Below are 14,730 nucleotides of genomic sequence, written 5' to 3' on the forward strand. Positions count from 1 at the left end.
ACAGCGAATATTCGCATTGAAAAAGCTATCTATAAGTATGATATAAAATACTTACAGATAGCTTTTTATTATGATAATTCTAAATGCTTTCGTAACTCGGAAGAAACTTTCTTAAGCTCATTTTCATCCATCTTGTAATACCATATTCCATTAATAGTTTCTCCTCCTCCTTTCTCAAAATGTAATTGACGGATCTGTGTAATCGAATCTTTATAGTTTTTTTGTAGTGTTGTCAATTTTTTATTATCATCTAATTATTAGTGATAAAAACACCATAAATAAAATACATAAGAATGAAAAATAGTAAAAGTTCATAGAATTATAAATATAAGCGTATTTAATATTCAATCTGTAAAGGTGGATTGTACATGAATATATTATTGACATTTATAGCGAGCGGGCTATTCTTCATTCTTACATTTATAGTAGATACCCTTGGTGCAAAGTTGATCTTTTTATTCATTGCCTTTTTATTATTTAAATGGGGATCACATCAGATTCAATTAATTGAAAATGGAAAAGAAGAGGAAATAAAAAAGGAAACCGAAAAATTACTGCAGGAATTTATTCACTCACAATCGACAATTTCTGATGATTATCTAAATGCATTATTACTAGATGAAGCTTCCCAAACGTTATTTATTGCAACCAGAGAAAATCTTGAGACTGGCTTTGACGTAAAGGAGTTTCTCTTTAATGAAATATACGAATCTTCTATAGAAGAAGATGGAAAACAAATTGCTTTAATATCAAGGGGTGGTTTACTGGGAGGAACGTTACTTGATGATGGTGGTAACTCATTAGTATATATAATGGAGCCAGAAAATAATAAGAAAAATGATACAGAAGAAACTGAAGACATTTCAAAAGATACTGTTTCAAAACTAAGTTTAAAATTAGTCGTAGATGACTTGGCTAGTCCTATTATTGAGTATGTCTTTTTAGAAAGTGAAGAGAAAATTGATAAAGATTCAGATGAGTACAAAGATGCGGCAAAGGAATGTAAAAAATGGCATCAAATGATTAGTGTTCTGATTAAACGTCATGATTTATTGAATAAAGTGATCATTAAACGTTACGAGGATACTAATAACGTAATATAAATAAAGACTATTAAATATTTCTTTGAAAAAATTTAAAAATTCTACTGTAATTTTAAAAAAAGAGTGTTATACTTTCCACATAGATGAATAATCCTTCGGGGTCGGGTGAAAATCCCAATCGACGGTGATGAAGAAATTCTAAGCCCGTGAGCCTTTATAGGCAGGATTTGGTGTAATTCCAAAGCCGACAGTATAGTCTGGATGAGAGAAGGATGTATGGAATGCTTATTGCTTATGGAATCTATTTATGTTATATAGGTTTATTTAGCAATGTTTAAATTCAAACTTCCAATCCACCCCGTAGAGTAAATCTATGGGGTTTTCTTTTTAAAGAAAACCATTTAACAATTTTATAGTAATGTCCTTCGGGGTCGGGTGAAAATCCCAATCGACGGTGATGAAGAAATTCTAAGCCCGTGAGCCTTTATAGGCAGGATTTGGTGCAATTCCAAAGCCGACAGTATAGTCTGGATGGGAGAAGGACGATGTGTAATGGTAATTCTTATGAAGTTGTAGGCATAAGTTTATTTCATAATACCATTTATTACATAATCTCCCGTAAACTCCTAAGGAATAAACTCTTTAGGAGTTTTCTTTTTGGAAAGTTTATAGAATTTGGAGTGATTCAAATGACCGATGAATTTTACATGAATTTTGCGCTTCAATTGGCAAAAGTGACTGAAGGACAAACCAATCCCAATCCTGTTGTCGGTGCCGTCATTGTAAAAAATCAAGAAATCGTTGGTTTTGGAGCTCATCTTAAAGCGGGTACTCCTCATGCAGAAGTAAATGCATTGCAAATGGCAGGAGAAAGGGCAAATGGAAGCACCGTTTATGTAACGCTAGAGCCATGTAGTCATTATGGGAGGACACCTCCATGTGCGCACGCGCTCGTAAAAGCTAGCGTTAAAAGAGTGGTTATTGCTTCTTTGGATCCAAATCCAATTGTTGCTGGAAAAGGTGTTACCATTTTAAAAAATGCTGGAATCGAGGTAACTACAGGTATCTTAGAAGACAAAGCTAATCAGTTAAATGAAGCTTTCTTTCACTTTATTCAAAATGAGGTCCCTTATGTAACACTAAAACAAGCAATTACGTTAGATGGGAAATTAGCAACGGAAAATAATGGTAGAGAAGCAATTACAGGTCTAGAAGTACAATATGATGTTCATAGAGATCGCGAGTCAAACGATGCCATACTTGTAGGGATTGGTACGATTTTAGCTGATAATCCAAGCTTAACCAATCGATTGGGTAATACAAAAAAACAACCAATAAGAGTGATATTAGATACAAGTCTGAATATGCCAGACAATGCAAAAGTAGTTACAGAAGATATAACAGATACTCTCATTTTTGTTGGTTCAGAAGTATCGGAGGAAAAGGTCAAAAGCTTCTCACAAGAACATGTTGAGATTATTCAAATTGAAAAACCAACTATTTCTATAAAAGAAGTATTAAAAGAACTTGGCAAACGTAATATTATGAAGCTTTATGTTGAGGGGGGCAGCAAGGTAAATGCAAGTTTCTTAAAATCAGGATATGTCAATCAACTAATCACATACATTGCACCCAAGATCATTGGTGGAAATAATGCTGTTAATATGATCGGAGATATAAATATTCATCATATAAAAGATGCATATCCGCTTAAATTTAAAAACGTTGAAATGATTGGTGAAGATATCAAAATTACTTCTGTACCGAAATGAGGTTGTTATATGTTTACTGGAATTGTTGAAGAATTAGGGGTAATAAAAACAATAAAAAATGAACCAAAAAGTATGCAGTTAACGATTGAATCGAAAAAGGTTATAGAAGATATACATTTAGGAGACAGTATCGCAATCAATGGTGTCTGCTTAACAGTTATTTCTTTTTCAACTAAACAATTTACTGTAGATGTTATGCCTGAGACTGTTAAAGCTACAAATATTCACGCTTTACAAACGGGCCAAGTCGTTAACTTAGAAAGAGCGATGCCCGCAAATGGCAGATTTGGCGGACATTTTGTATCAGGTCACGTAGACGGTACCGGTATAATCCTGAGAAAAAGAAAATTGGCGAATGCAGTTTATGTAGATATAGGAATTAGTAAAGAGCTAAGTAAATTTTGTATGATGAAAGGTTCTATCGCGATTGATGGTATTAGCTTAACTATTTTCGATGTAAAACCAACACAAATAACGGTTTCGTTAATTCCACATACATTTGATCAAACGATATTAGGAATAAAAAAAGAACAAGAAGTTGTCAATATTGAAAATGATTTACTCGGCAAATATATAATCCATCATTTAGAAAGAAAAGATGAAAAATCAAGTATTACATTAGATTTCTTAAAAGAAAATGGATTTTAAAGGGGTGAAAGTAAATGTTTAATACAATCAAGGAAGCAATAGAAGACTTAAAAAGAGGGAAAATAATCATTGTGGTGGATGATGAAAATCGTGAGAACGAAGGCGATTTTCTTGTATTAGCTGAATTTGCTACACCAGAAAACATTAATTTTATGGCCAAATATGGTCGCGGTCTAATTTGTACACCAATGTCTAAAAAACTAGCAACACAACTTGAATTGAATCCGATGGTCGAAAATAACACGGATAATCACCAAACGGCATTTACTGTCAGCGTTGACTACAAAACAACTGAGACTGGAATAAGTGCATATGAACGTTCTGAAACAATTCTACAATTGATTAATAGTAAATCAATAGGAGCAGACTTCCGTCGACCTGGACATGTATTTCCATTGATTGCAAAAGAAAATGGTGTTTTTGAAAGACAAGGACATACAGAAGCTGCAGTAGATTTTGCAAAACTTTGTGGTTCAGTACCTGCGGGAGTTATTTGTGAAATTATGTTAGATAACGGAACAATGGCAAGAGTCCCTCAATTACATGAAATTGCAAAGAAACATAACTTAACATTTGTTACAATTGCAGATTTAATACGCTACCGAAACGAAACTGAAACATTAATTGAAAGAGTGGCTTCTGTTAAACTACCAACATCATTTGGGGAATTTCAAATGATTGGTTATTCAAATCAACTAAATGAAAAAGAACATGTTGCAATCGTTAAAGGTAAGCCTCAAAACGAAGAGGCACCATTAGTTCGAATTCATTCAGAATGTTTGACAGGTGATATTTTCCACTCAAAACGCTGTGATTGCGGACCACAATTACAAAAATCGCTAGAAATAATTGAAAAGGCTGGAAATGGAGTCATCCTATATATGCGTCAAGAGGGAAGAGGTATTGGCCTTCTAAACAAACTAAAAGCCTACGAGTTACAAGAACAAGGTTTTGATACAGTAGAAGCCAACATCCATCTTGGATTCCCTGCAGAAATGCGAGATTACGGCTTAAGTGCACAAATGTTGCGTGATTTGGGAATTGAAAAAATTCGTTTAATGACCAATAATCCTGCCAAAATCGAAGGAATAACGAAGTATGGTATTCAAGTTGTCGAACGAGTACCTGTAGAAATTGAAGCTGAACCAGAAAATGAAAAATATTTGCACACAAAAAAAGAAAAAATGAGACATATCTTAGCATAGGAGTGAATGGAAATGGGAAAAACATTTGAAGCACAATTAATCGGAACAGGTTTAAAAATTGGTATTGTCGTTGGAAGATTCAATGAATTTTTAACTGGAAAACTATTGTCAGGAGCAATGGATGGCTTAAAGCGTCATGGTGTAGATGAGGAAGATATTGATGTTGCATGGGTTCCTGGAGCATTTGAGGTGCCATTTATCGCAAAAAAAATGGCGGAGACAAAAAAATACGATGCCATTATAGGTTTAGGTACAGTGATTCGAGGTGCAACATCTCATTATGATTATGTTTGTAACGAAGCGGCAAAAGGTATTGCAAATGTAGGTTTAACATCTGGCGTACCAGTCATGTTCGGCATCGTTACTACAGAAAATATTGAACAAGCCATCGAACGATCTGGCACAAAATCAGGAAATAAAGGTTATGATGCTGCCGTATCTGCAATTGAAATGGCTAATTTAAATCACATGTTCGATTAATATAAAAATTTTTAATTTAGTGTATAAAAGAAACGGTACGAGCTATACTATAAAAGATTTCACTTAACAAATCCTTTCATAAACAGGAGGGGTTAACCGATGGGTGAACCAAGTCCAGGTGAGCACTATAGCTCATAGTAGATTAAAGCGTTAAACATTCTCAATCTAATGAAACGGAGTGAAGTCCCGTGGATCAGGTTTGAGTAATTTAGCGATTGCAAGACTTTTTTAAACATCATGAAGGATTCGTAAATCTAACATGATTGGGAGGGAGAATTCGATGGGTGATCCGCCAAAAAAGCGATAATTACTCAGAGAGTTCATAACTCTGGGCGAGATTAAAAAGTTAATATCTCATTTCTAATGAAACGGAGAGTGAAGTCCCGTGGATCAGGTTTGAGTTTAAAGCGAAAGCTTAACGTTTTAATCGTCATAAAGGATAACATCTTTTATGATCAGGATGTTGAATGGTTAAAGAGTAAGTAGAACTTTAGTTCTTAATTCTCAATAATATTCTTCTACTGTGAGCTGCTTTAAAAAGTTAGGTCCAAGGTGAATGCTTCGTGCAGGAGTCTTAGATATATGCAAAGCTAAAATAACATTTAATCGATATGAAGGATAAAGTGAAATCAGACCCGGAATTAATTTTCCGGGTTTTTCATTTTCATTTAAAATTTCTTTCGTTTTTCTATTTATAGTTATACATAATAATTTCCGACATTTACGATAAATTATTTAAAGGAAAAATTTCACTTTAGGCGAAATTTTAATAGTAATGATGTAATTGGAGGAGGTTTAGTTTGAAACGCTTTTTGGATTATGTCACTTGGGTTATTATAATAGTTTTTTCAATTTATATGGCTTTACGATTTCGTGTATATTTGGGAAAAGAAGCAGAAATTTCTTTTGATAATAAACAAATAATGATATTTAACCTAATTTTTCCGATTTTCGTAGGGATTTTATTACGATTACCTAAATTTCTTAAGGAGAAAAAAGGCAAAAAGAAATGGCGCATGGATTGGATAAAATTAATCGTTATTGCATTACCAGCTTTGTATTTTTTACTACTACCTTATTTGAGTTATTCGAGCTTCGGTGATAAGTTAGTATTTACAAATCAAATTTTAGCATTAGGTGATACTACAATTATGTTCACTATAATTGCTGGAATCGTTTTTGGATATGTACTAACGGATAGTGTGAATTTCTAATTAGGCATAAACTGAAAAGTAAGAGCCATACTAAAAAAGATTTCACTATGAAATCCAACATGATTAGGAGGGAAGAACATTATGGGGAAACCGGACCACTTAGATCCAAAGTCTCAAAAGGTTCATCAACTCTGGACTAGAATAAAACATTCAAAATCTCAAGTTAAGGGAGAAACGAAGATAACACTTCGAAACCAAATCTTGAGGAGTCAAGCGAAAGCTCGTCAATTCTAGTTTTAATCATTGTGTAGGATAAGTGCAAATCAAAAAAAGAAGTCCCAAGGCCAATAGCTTTGGGACTTCTTTTTAAATGACAACATCATTTTCTAAGTTTTTAGGTTTTGGAATAAATACTTTAGCATCTTCGCTTAAAGAATTGTAAATTTCAGGTTCTGACAATAAATCCTTTTGTAAATATACATAACATTTAAGCTCACTTAATTTACATTCATAAGCCAGATTGTTTATATGTCTAATAATAAGTTGTGTTTCTCTTGAGTATATGTTTTTATTTTTTCCATCATTTATTTGAATGATGCAGTTTAAAAAAGTTAGTGCGTCTAAAGATAATTGTGAACGTATTCTTGGCTTAGTAAATTTATCTAAGTTTTGTTCGACAATTTTTCGAGCTGATGGAAAATCATTATTTGCTATAAATTTTTCTAAATATACAATATCTCTATCTATTTTCATAAATAAACCCTCTAATCACATGATAATATTACTTGTTTTTATTTATTATAACATTACTTATTGACTATTTGTAAAGTAAATAAAATATCTGCTTGTCTTTTTTGTGTCAGTCATTTTTTCTTTAAAATATTGTATTTATATCAATAGGCAGTCGACACACTTTGGGAGTCAAATACATATCATTTTATAGAAGAGGTGGTGAAGGATGAAAGAAGAAAAGAGAGCTCTAACCCATGATCCTGTCGAAGTTGAACAACAGGAATGGAAGAAAAGACGACTTAATGAACGATGGAAGCAGACCTTAACGATCGCTTCACCCATTTTTCTCTTAATTTTGTGGGAATTTTTATCCAGAACAAATCTTATTGATGTACGTTTCTTCCCTCCGCCAACTGATATTATATACACATTTTATAACATGTCCGTAAGTGGGGAATTATTCCATCACATAGGGGTATCACTTTATCGGATTTTTGCTGGATTTTTACTTGGTGTAATTCCTGGTATCGTGATTGGACTGTTGATGGGGTTATATTCACCAATTCGACATTTTGTATCACCAATTGTAATGGCTCTTATGCCAATTCCTACATTAGCATTGCTACCAATTATCATTATTTTATTTGGAATTGGAGATTTTTCTAAAATCTTTACAATCGCAGGAAGTGTGTTTTTCCCTGTAGTTATTAATACGACTGCTGGAGTTATCAATATAGACTCAATATATTTAGATGTAGCCAAAAATTACGGAGCAAATTCAAAAGACTTTTTCTTTAAAATCGCACTTCCAGGTTCACTACCAGTTATGATGGAAGGGATTCAAATGGGTCAGGCAATAGCTCTTTTAACAATAGTAGCTGCAGAAATGATGGGTGCAACTTCAGGAATCGGTTATTTAATCTGGACCTCTTACAAAGCATTTTTATTGAAAGAAATGTTTGTAGGGCTAATACTCATCTCGTTTTTCGGTTATTTATTCTCACTAATTCTACGATATCTGCAGAAGAAGATTCTTCCTTGGAGGTGAGGTATTGGAGAATACGAAAATATCGATTAATAACTTAACTAAAGTATTTTTTAAAAAAAATAATAGTGTTACGGCATTAGAAGATATTTCAATGGAGATTTTTGAAGGAGAGTTTGTTTGCTTAGTAGGTCCAAGCGGCTGTGGTAAAACAACTCTATTAAGAATTTTGGCGGGGTTAGAAACAACGAGTGTTGGAGATTTTGAGATTAAACTAGGCAAGGAAGATAGACCTCTTCAGTCAATGGTGTTTCAAGAAAGAGGGATTATTCCTTGGTTAACAGTTGAAGAAAACGTTGCTTTTGGTTTGAAAATGAGGCATTTACCAAAAAGTGTGATCAAAGAGAGAACAGATTACTATATTAAAAAAGTAGGCCTTGAAAAGTTTTCTAAACTATTTCCAAAAGAATTATCGGGTGGTATGAAACAACGAGTAAGCATTGCTCGTGCTTTTGCCAATGATCCAGAAATATTGCTGATGGATGAACCTTTTGCAGCACTTGATGAGCAGAATAAGTTCATCTTACAAGAGGAATTACTTTCAATATGGGAAGAAACTAAGAAAACGGTATTGTTTATCACACATAGTATTGATGAGGCGCTACTGTTAAGTGATCGTATCTTACTAATGAGTGCCCAACCTGGGAAAATTATTAAAGAAATTAAAAATGATATACCTAGACCAAGAAATATCGAAAAAATCCGTTCACATCAGCAAACAACAAAGAATTTTATAGAGATATTAAATCATTTGCACGAAGAAGTACAAAAATCTAGAAAGTAAGTTTGTTTTAAGGAAAGGGGGATTTCAATGGGGAAATGGTTGAAACGGGGGCTTGTGATACCATTGCTGTTACTAGCGATGGTCATAGCAGGATGTTCAGAAAAAAGTACAAACAAAACAGACAACGGTAAAGTCGATAATGCAGTAAGTAAAGAAAATAAATCAGGTGATCTTGCACCGTTAAAAAAGAGAACAAAAGTCGTTGTTGCTGAAGACGGAGCAGCTTCAGGTGCAGGATTTTATATTGCAAATGAAAAAGGCTATTTTGACGATTACAATATTGAAGTCGAATTTGCACAATTTGCCAATAGCGATGATATGCTGCCAGCACTAGCAGCAGGGGAAGTTGATATAGCGGGTGGCATTTCTACTGCATCATTTTTTAATGCAATTGCACAAGGGATCGATGTTAAAATAGTAGGAGATAAAGGACATAATATGCCAGGAAAATCTTATTTTACATTTGTCATCGGTAATAAGATGACAAATGTTATTAAAGATTACCCAGACTTTAAAGGGAAGAAGATTGCTATTTCTTCAAGAAATTCAATTGATGGCTATATCTATGCTTTAATGCTAGAGCATGCTGGATTAACAGAAAAAGATGTAAAAACTGTAGTTATGTCCGATTTTGGTAGTATGCTTGGTGCATTAGAAAATGGTTCAATTGATGCTGCACTTAGTATTGAACCTCTAATAGCACAGGGTGTAAGTAAAGGAATATTAACTCGCTTTGGTGACGCAACCGATTTTGCACCAGATTCACAAATCGCTTTAGTTTTAGCATCACCTAAGTTTATGAAAGATGAAAAGGATATATCTTTACGTTTTATGCTTGCTTATCTAAAAGGTGTACGTGATTATAATGATGCTTTTACAAAGGATATAGAGAAAGCGGAGATTATCAATATAATGACGAAGTACACTGCATTAAAAGATCCTGCATTATGGGATAAAGTTTATGTAACAGGTTTAGATCCGGATGGTAAAATGCGAGAAGATGATATTCGTAACCAATATGAAATGTACAAAAAGAATGGCGCAACAGTTGGAGAGTTTGACTTTGATAAAGCCATTGATACTTCAATTACTAATCAAGCAGTAAAAATCTTAGGAAACTATCAATAAATTGAGATAGGCACCTCTACAAAATACTTGTAGATAGGTGCCTATTTTATGTCGTCATTATGATATATTTGTTTATTTTAAATCTTGAATATCCATTATTTTAAAGAAACTATTTGAATCATCGCCTTCTACATAGTCATAGTAGAGCTTGTATTGACGAACACGTAAAATAGATTTGTTCTTGCCATTTTTAGTTTCTTCAATTGTTTCTTTCGTATCGACAGTAAAATCTGTATCTGAAAGACGGTTAATCTTAGAAATTTCTATTTTATTTATTTTTTGAGTAGTGCCATCTTTATGTTGCTGTTCAACTTCATTTAAAAGATGTTCATATAGTTTCGTTTCATGCATAATATATTCATTTGCTAAAGGTGTGAAGTCACCTGTTTCGATTGCATTTGAATACTCAACTGGATATTTTTCGATAAAATCAGTTATTTTTTGTTGTTCGGTATCTGTCATTTTTTGTCCAGCGATTGTAACTGTGCTATCTGTTGTTTCTGGTAAATTGGCATCGGTATTTTTTGCTGTTTCAGTAGTAAAGGCTTCGGTTTTCTTTGAATCACCTGTTTTATCTTCAGTATTTGAACATGCGAAAAGTAGAGAAGCTGTTAAACAAGTGATGCATAAAATCTTCCAGTTTTTCATATCAAGTCCTTCTTTCACAGGCTATTTTATATAATCATAACTTATTTTTGGAAAACTTGGTACTCTATAATTTCTCTGTCGAATAATTATTTAATACAAATGTTCATAAAAGTATAAATTTGACCCTTAAAATAAGGTGAGATCAAAACTCTTAGTAATTTGAGTAGGATTTCGAATATATTATTACAATAAATTGTTTAATTAAAAGGTAATAACATAATTTACCAAAAAATCCCTTATAAAAGTTGTATTATCAACATTTATAAGGGATTTACACATTATAAAAAATATGCCGACTAAGAGAATCGAACTCTTATCAATGGATTACGAGACCACCGTTCTACCATTAAACTAAATCGGCAACAACTGATAAGTTGTTTATCAACAACAAAATATATTGTAGCACTTTTCAGGGAAACATGCTAGGGTTTCTAAGAAAAAATTTTACCAATATATTAAAAATGAGTCAGTTGATTTTATGCATGTGATTTCTTTAGTTTATAGCGTAGTTGTTTAAGTTGGAAAAAGATAAAGCAACCAATACAGAAACCTAAAATAGCGATTCCTGAAGCCGCTGTAACCATAATTGTGAATATATAGCCTATTACAGATTTATCAAGCTCGAACCCAATAAAGCCAAACAATAAACATGTGATAGCAATGCATGAATTGAATTTTTGTTGAACTACATCTTCTGGAATATATTCTGATGGCTTTTTCTTTAAAAATAAACGAGCGAACTTCATAAATGGATTGAAATTAAATAATAGGCCAAGTAAATTTGCAACCAAAGGTATTAATAAAATTAATGGCTGTTGAAAAATCCATGTTGCAATAGTGCTTAATAAAATGATCCATTGATTGACACGTACTAAAGGTCTTGGGATAAATGCAGGTTTTTGCATATAAAAACCAACCTTTCATATAAGATTAATTAAATATTACTCCATTATCAGAAAAAACAAAAGTGTTTTTGTTGAAAAATTCAAATTTAAAAGATCTTATTTAGTATTTTGAATTTTATACTTATTATTCCAAATGTGCTTAGCATATTATAACTTCATATTCTTATAGAAATGGGGAATGTCATGAAGAAAATATTTACTTTTGTATCATTATTATTTCTTTTAATCACATCTTTAACGTTTGGCGGAAATGATGTTCATGCGAAAACGATTAAAGCACCTACGTCATTTAATACTTCATCAAGAGCATACTCGACTTCTTTAACATGGAAAAAAGTTAAAGGTGTTAATGGTTATGTAGTGTATCATAGAGCAGCGAATAATAAGTACAAGAAGATTAAAACGACTTCCAAAAATTCATATACACATTACAATTTAAAAGCCAATGCCAAACATTATTATCGCGTAAAGAGTTATGTTAAGAAGAATGGTAAAACAACTTATAGTGCATATTCGAAAACTGTAACAATTAAAACAAAGTTTGCTACTTACCCTAATGTATACACCTTTATGGATGATGAAACTGATAGTAACAAAAGTTATGTAGTAATTGCCGTAAAAAATAAGAGTAGCAAGAGTATCTATATTCAAAATTATGGGGATTTATTTGATAGAGATTTTCTTGATTATGATAGAACATTAACACTAATAAGTTTAACGGATGACGAAAGAATTATTTATCCAAAGTCAATTACTATAAAGCCCAAAAAAGAAACGTTTATTCTATATGAAGTTAACGGTTCGCCAACATGGTATGATGATGGTACAACTTTACGATTCTATTATTACTATGAAGGGCAATTGTGGTATCAAGATGCAAATGTAACTAATAATAATGATTATATAGAGATTGACTTGTAATAATTAGCTTTTAAGGGGCCCATAGTTAGATAGTTCACAGGTAATCCCTTCTTCTGGATACCAAATATCCGCTATACAATAACGTTTAAGTTCAAAATTAACCATAGCTTTGGGCTCTTTGACCCGTAAGTACAATAGTTTTGGCAGCTATTTAAGATAAAAATGAGGGGTAGAATTGAATGACTTTTTTAATTATCGATTAGATACTAGTAATCTTGAAGATAAAGAAGGAAATTTAGGAAATCGAATGCAAAGAATAATTGGAATTTGGAATAAATTAACAGTGCACTTTTTAACGAAAGGCACAAAATTAACTATTCATTATTATGACAATGATATAATATACCCCAAAAAAGGTTATCCCTCCACAGGCTATGGTGTGAAAAACATAATATTATCAGAATCTCAATGTAAGAGAATAGAGAACGAAGATAATCTTATTGAATTAACAATAAGTTTAAATGAAAGTATTAAAAATATTATTTTTAAAAGTATGGTAGAAGAGATAGATTCGGAATATGAAAATATAACGCCATTTTTTCATTTTAATATTTTGGATAAAAATGGGCTTTCTATTTTTACATCACAGGATTATGGATGTAATACATTAATGTATTTAACTATGTCGGATATTAAAGAATTATCATTAAATGAAAATGAAAAGTTATTCTTCGTAAAAATTTCAGAAAATAAATAAAAAATCTATTAATAAAAAGAAGGTACCCAAATATGAGTTCCTTCTTTTTTATTTTTTATCTCACGGGTATAAAAAGCTATTAACCTTTGCTTAGCTTTCTTTAATTAGTTTAAAGTCTCTGCATTATGTGGAAATAAATGTTTAAAATCAGACGATGCTATGATGTAATATATCTATACTAATGACTAGACAGTTCAATAAGTATGAAACGGAAAGGTGGAATAGCTTTTGTTAGAGATAGTTCCTTTTTACATAAAATCATTTGAACAAGAAAGATTAATTAGAATATATCTACCCAAAAATTACACTAAAGAAGAACAGAGTTACCCAGTGTTGTATATGCACGATGGACAGAATATTTTCCAAGATAATGATGCAATAGGGGGTACTTCATTAAAACTCGAAGATTACTTAGATGAAAATGAATTAAAAGTTATCGTTGTAGGAATCGACCAAAATAGTGAAGAAAGAATAAATGAATATTGTCCTTGGACATGTGGGGAATATAGTAAGAAATTTTTAGGTAAGGAATCAATAGATGGTGGAAGAGGGATACAATATGTTGAGTTTATAGTGAATGAACTTAAGCCATTCATAGATAATAATTATAGGACATTAAAAGAGCATACTGCTATGGCAGGGATTTCCTTAGGAGGACTCATTTCAACTTATGCAATGTGTCGCTATCCTGAAATTTTCAGAAATATAGCAATTCTGTCTTCAGCATTTTATCGTAACCAGGAGGAAATTGAAAAGTTAATACAATGTACTGATTTATCACTGATTGAAAGTGTCTACTTAGACTGCGGTACTAAGGAAGCTGGAGATGCCGAAGCAATAAGTGTGGAATTTTTAGCTTCGAATAAAGCCATATATGAAATCTTAAAAGAGAAAATACCAAATACAAAGTTTCAAATTATTAAAGAAGCAGAACATAACTATTTGGCCTTTAGGGATAGAGTCCCTAAACTATTTACATTTTTATCTCGTAAATCGAACCAATTCTTTTAATATAATTTTATTCAATAATTTGGACGCATTTCTAGAAAAATAGATTTGTGCTTATTTATTCAAAGGTAATAGAATTTCCATTTCAATTAATAAGAGGTAAATCCAACTGTAATGTCGAATTGTCTTTTGAAAAAGTCATTATGGAGTTGGTGCTTTTATGAAAAAGAAAATATACAAAAGGATACATATTATCGGCTCAGTTGGAAGTGGTAAAACAACTTTAGCAAAAGAAATATCTTCAAAGTTAGGTATACCGTATTACGAATTGGATAATGTAGTTTGGATAAGGAATAAGTCTGGTGATATAAAAAGAACTGAACAAGAAAGAAAAGAGTATCTAACCAGTATAATACAAACCGACAGTTGGATAATTGAAGGAGTGCACAATGAAGAATGGGTAAGCAATTGTTTTAATAGTGCAGATTTAATTATCTTTTTAGATCCAAAATATTCAATAAGAACTTACCGAATTATAAAAAGGTTTCTTAAACAAAAACTTAAATTAGAGAAAGCAAATTACAAACCAACATTAGAAATATTTTTTAAAATGTTTAAAT

At 32.0% G+C, this 14,730-nt stretch carries 17 protein-coding genes, 1 tRNA gene and 2 riboswitches; of the genes, 14 read left to right on the forward strand and 4 right to left on the reverse strand.

The annotated features are described in order from the left end of the window. Nucleotides 1-368 precede the first annotated feature (368 nt). From D1606_RS16430 to D1606_RS16460, 7 genes are all read left to right on the forward strand, one after another. Nucleotides 369-1,103: a hypothetical protein gene (locus D1606_RS16430; protein ID WP_119417101.1), complete on the forward strand. Its 735-nt coding sequence runs from the start codon at nt 369-371 to the stop codon at nt 1,101-1,103. A gap of 87 nt (nt 1,104-1,190) precedes the next feature. Beyond that, nucleotides 1,191-1,320, forward strand: a riboswitch (FMN riboswitch). A gap of 140 nt (nt 1,321-1,460) precedes the next feature. Continuing rightward, nucleotides 1,461-1,590, forward strand: a riboswitch (FMN riboswitch). Nucleotides 1,591-1,732: 142 nt separating this feature from the next. After that, complete coding sequence (gene ribD / locus D1606_RS16435; RefSeq protein ID WP_119417102.1) at nt 1,733-2,815, forward strand: bifunctional diaminohydroxyphosphoribosylaminopyrimidine deaminase/5-amino-6-(5-phosphoribosylamino)uracil reductase RibD; 1,083 nt, start codon at nt 1,733-1,735, stop codon at nt 2,813-2,815. A 9-nt stretch (nt 2,816-2,824) separates the two neighbouring features. Continuing rightward, the gene (ribE, locus tag D1606_RS16440) at nt 2,825-3,463 is read left to right on the forward strand and encodes a riboflavin synthase (protein WP_119417103.1); all 639 of its coding nucleotides are present in this window, start codon (nt 2,825-2,827) and stop codon (nt 3,461-3,463) included. A gap of 14 nt (nt 3,464-3,477) precedes the next feature. Beyond that, on the forward strand, nt 3,478-4,668 hold the full coding sequence (locus D1606_RS16445) for a bifunctional 3,4-dihydroxy-2-butanone-4-phosphate synthase/GTP cyclohydrolase II (RefSeq protein ID WP_119417104.1): 1,191 nt from the start codon (nt 3,478-3,480) through the stop codon (nt 4,666-4,668). Nucleotides 4,669-4,680: 12 nt separating this feature from the next. After that, nucleotides 4,681-5,148 carry a 6,7-dimethyl-8-ribityllumazine synthase gene (ribH, locus tag D1606_RS16450; RefSeq protein WP_119417105.1) on the forward strand — a complete coding sequence of 156 codons (468 nt, stop codon included), beginning with the start codon at nt 4,681-4,683 and terminating at the stop codon, nt 5,146-5,148. Between the two features lie 800 nt (nt 5,149-5,948). After that, nucleotides 5,949-6,362, forward strand: coding sequence for a hypothetical protein (locus D1606_RS16455; RefSeq protein ID WP_119417106.1), 414 nt, complete (start codon nt 5,949-5,951; stop codon nt 6,360-6,362). An 81-nt stretch (nt 6,363-6,443) separates the two neighbouring features. Further along, nucleotides 6,444-6,596, forward strand: coding sequence for a YpzG family protein (locus D1606_RS16460; protein WP_119417107.1), 153 nt, complete (start codon nt 6,444-6,446; stop codon nt 6,594-6,596). Between the two features lie 72 nt (nt 6,597-6,668). Here the strand turns inward: D1606_RS16460 and D1606_RS16465 are convergent, their stop codons facing one another. Continuing rightward, nucleotides 6,669-7,055 carry a hypothetical protein gene (locus tag D1606_RS16465; RefSeq protein WP_119417108.1) on the reverse strand — a complete coding sequence of 129 codons (387 nt, stop codon included), beginning with the start codon at nt 7,053-7,055 and terminating at the stop codon, nt 6,669-6,671. A gap of 205 nt (nt 7,056-7,260) precedes the next feature. Here D1606_RS16465 and D1606_RS16470 point away from each other — a divergent pair, with 205 nt between their 5' ends. Genes D1606_RS16470 through D1606_RS16480 form a run of 3 tightly spaced genes read left to right on the forward strand, consistent with a single transcriptional unit; the run spans nt 7,261 to nt 9,991 of the window. Continuing rightward, nucleotides 7,261-8,082: an ABC transporter permease gene (locus D1606_RS16470; RefSeq protein WP_119417109.1), complete on the forward strand. Its 822-nt coding sequence runs from the start codon at nt 7,261-7,263 to the stop codon at nt 8,080-8,082. A 4-nt stretch (nt 8,083-8,086) separates the two neighbouring features. After that, nucleotides 8,087-8,863, forward strand: a complete 777-nt coding sequence (locus tag D1606_RS16475) for an ABC transporter ATP-binding protein (RefSeq protein WP_233548154.1) — start codon at nt 8,087-8,089, stop codon at nt 8,861-8,863. A gap of 27 nt (nt 8,864-8,890) precedes the next feature. Further along, nucleotides 8,891-9,991 (forward strand): ABC transporter substrate-binding protein, encoded by a 1,101-nt coding sequence (locus D1606_RS16480; RefSeq protein ID WP_119417110.1) that lies wholly within the window; start codon nt 8,891-8,893, stop codon nt 9,989-9,991. A gap of 72 nt (nt 9,992-10,063) precedes the next feature. Here D1606_RS16480 and D1606_RS16485 read toward each other — a convergent pair whose 3' ends face one another. From D1606_RS16485 to D1606_RS16495, 3 genes are all read right to left on the reverse strand, one after another. Next, the gene (locus tag D1606_RS16485; RefSeq protein ID WP_119417111.1) at nt 10,064-10,639 is read right to left on the reverse strand and encodes a TcaA NTF2-like domain-containing protein; all 576 of its coding nucleotides are present in this window, start codon (nt 10,637-10,639) and stop codon (nt 10,064-10,066) included. A 290-nt stretch (nt 10,640-10,929) separates the two neighbouring features. Beyond that, nucleotides 10,930-11,000 (reverse strand) — tRNA-Thr (locus D1606_RS16490). 115 nt (nt 11,001-11,115) lie between these two features. Continuing rightward, nucleotides 11,116-11,544, reverse strand: coding sequence for a DUF4395 domain-containing protein (locus D1606_RS16495; protein WP_119417112.1), 429 nt, complete (start codon nt 11,542-11,544; stop codon nt 11,116-11,118). A gap of 183 nt (nt 11,545-11,727) precedes the next feature. On the opposite strand from D1606_RS16495, the gene D1606_RS16500 reads away from it, so the two are divergent. From D1606_RS16500 to D1606_RS16515, 4 genes are all read left to right on the forward strand, one after another. Next, the gene (locus D1606_RS16500; RefSeq protein WP_119417113.1) at nt 11,728-12,465 is read left to right on the forward strand and encodes a hypothetical protein; all 738 of its coding nucleotides are present in this window, start codon (nt 11,728-11,730) and stop codon (nt 12,463-12,465) included. A 175-nt stretch (nt 12,466-12,640) separates the two neighbouring features. Next, nucleotides 12,641-13,162 carry a hypothetical protein gene (locus D1606_RS16505; protein ID WP_119417114.1) on the forward strand — a complete coding sequence of 174 codons (522 nt, stop codon included), beginning with the start codon at nt 12,641-12,643 and terminating at the stop codon, nt 13,160-13,162. Between the two features lie 228 nt (nt 13,163-13,390). Then, complete coding sequence (locus D1606_RS16510; protein WP_119417115.1) at nt 13,391-14,173, forward strand: alpha/beta hydrolase; 783 nt, start codon at nt 13,391-13,393, stop codon at nt 14,171-14,173. 157 nt (nt 14,174-14,330) lie between these two features. Next, nucleotides 14,331-14,730: AAA family ATPase (locus D1606_RS16515; protein ID WP_119417116.1), on the forward strand; the 400-nt coding region annotated here is incomplete at its 3' end.

The organism is Rummeliibacillus sp. POC4 (assembly GCF_003576525.1).
In the GTDB taxonomy this organism is placed as follows: domain Bacteria; phylum Bacillota; class Bacilli; order Bacillales_A; family Planococcaceae; genus Rummeliibacillus.

Coding starts and splice junctions, on each gene's coding strand:
- D1606_RS16430 (WP_119417101.1), top strand. CDS start 369: ATGAATATATTATTGACATTTATAGCGAGCGGGCTATTCTTCATTCTT.
- ribD (WP_119417102.1), top strand. CDS start 1,733: ATGACCGATGAATTTTACATGAATTTTGCGCTTCAATTGGCAAAAGTG.
- D1606_RS16460 (WP_119417107.1), top strand. CDS start 6,444: ATGGGGAAACCGGACCACTTAGATCCAAAGTCTCAAAAGGTTCATCAA.
- D1606_RS16470 (WP_119417109.1), top strand. CDS start 7,261: ATGAAAGAAGAAAAGAGAGCTCTAACCCATGATCCTGTCGAAGTTGAA.
- D1606_RS16500 (WP_119417113.1), top strand. CDS start 11,728: ATGAAGAAAATATTTACTTTTGTATCATTATTATTTCTTTTAATCACA.
- D1606_RS16485 (WP_119417111.1), bottom strand. CDS start 10,639: ATGAAAAACTGGAAGATTTTATGCATCACTTGTTTAACAGCTTCTCTA.
- ribE (WP_119417103.1), top strand. CDS start 2,825: ATGTTTACTGGAATTGTTGAAGAATTAGGGGTAATAAAAACAATAAAA.
- D1606_RS16480 (WP_119417110.1), top strand. CDS start 8,891: ATGGGGAAATGGTTGAAACGGGGGCTTGTGATACCATTGCTGTTACTA.
- ribH (WP_119417105.1), top strand. CDS start 4,681: ATGGGAAAAACATTTGAAGCACAATTAATCGGAACAGGTTTAAAAATT.
- D1606_RS16465 (WP_119417108.1), bottom strand. CDS start 7,055: ATGAAAATAGATAGAGATATTGTATATTTAGAAAAATTTATAGCAAAT.
- D1606_RS16495 (WP_119417112.1), bottom strand. CDS start 11,544: ATGCAAAAACCTGCATTTATCCCAAGACCTTTAGTACGTGTCAATCAA.
- D1606_RS16445 (WP_119417104.1), top strand. CDS start 3,478: ATGTTTAATACAATCAAGGAAGCAATAGAAGACTTAAAAAGAGGGAAA.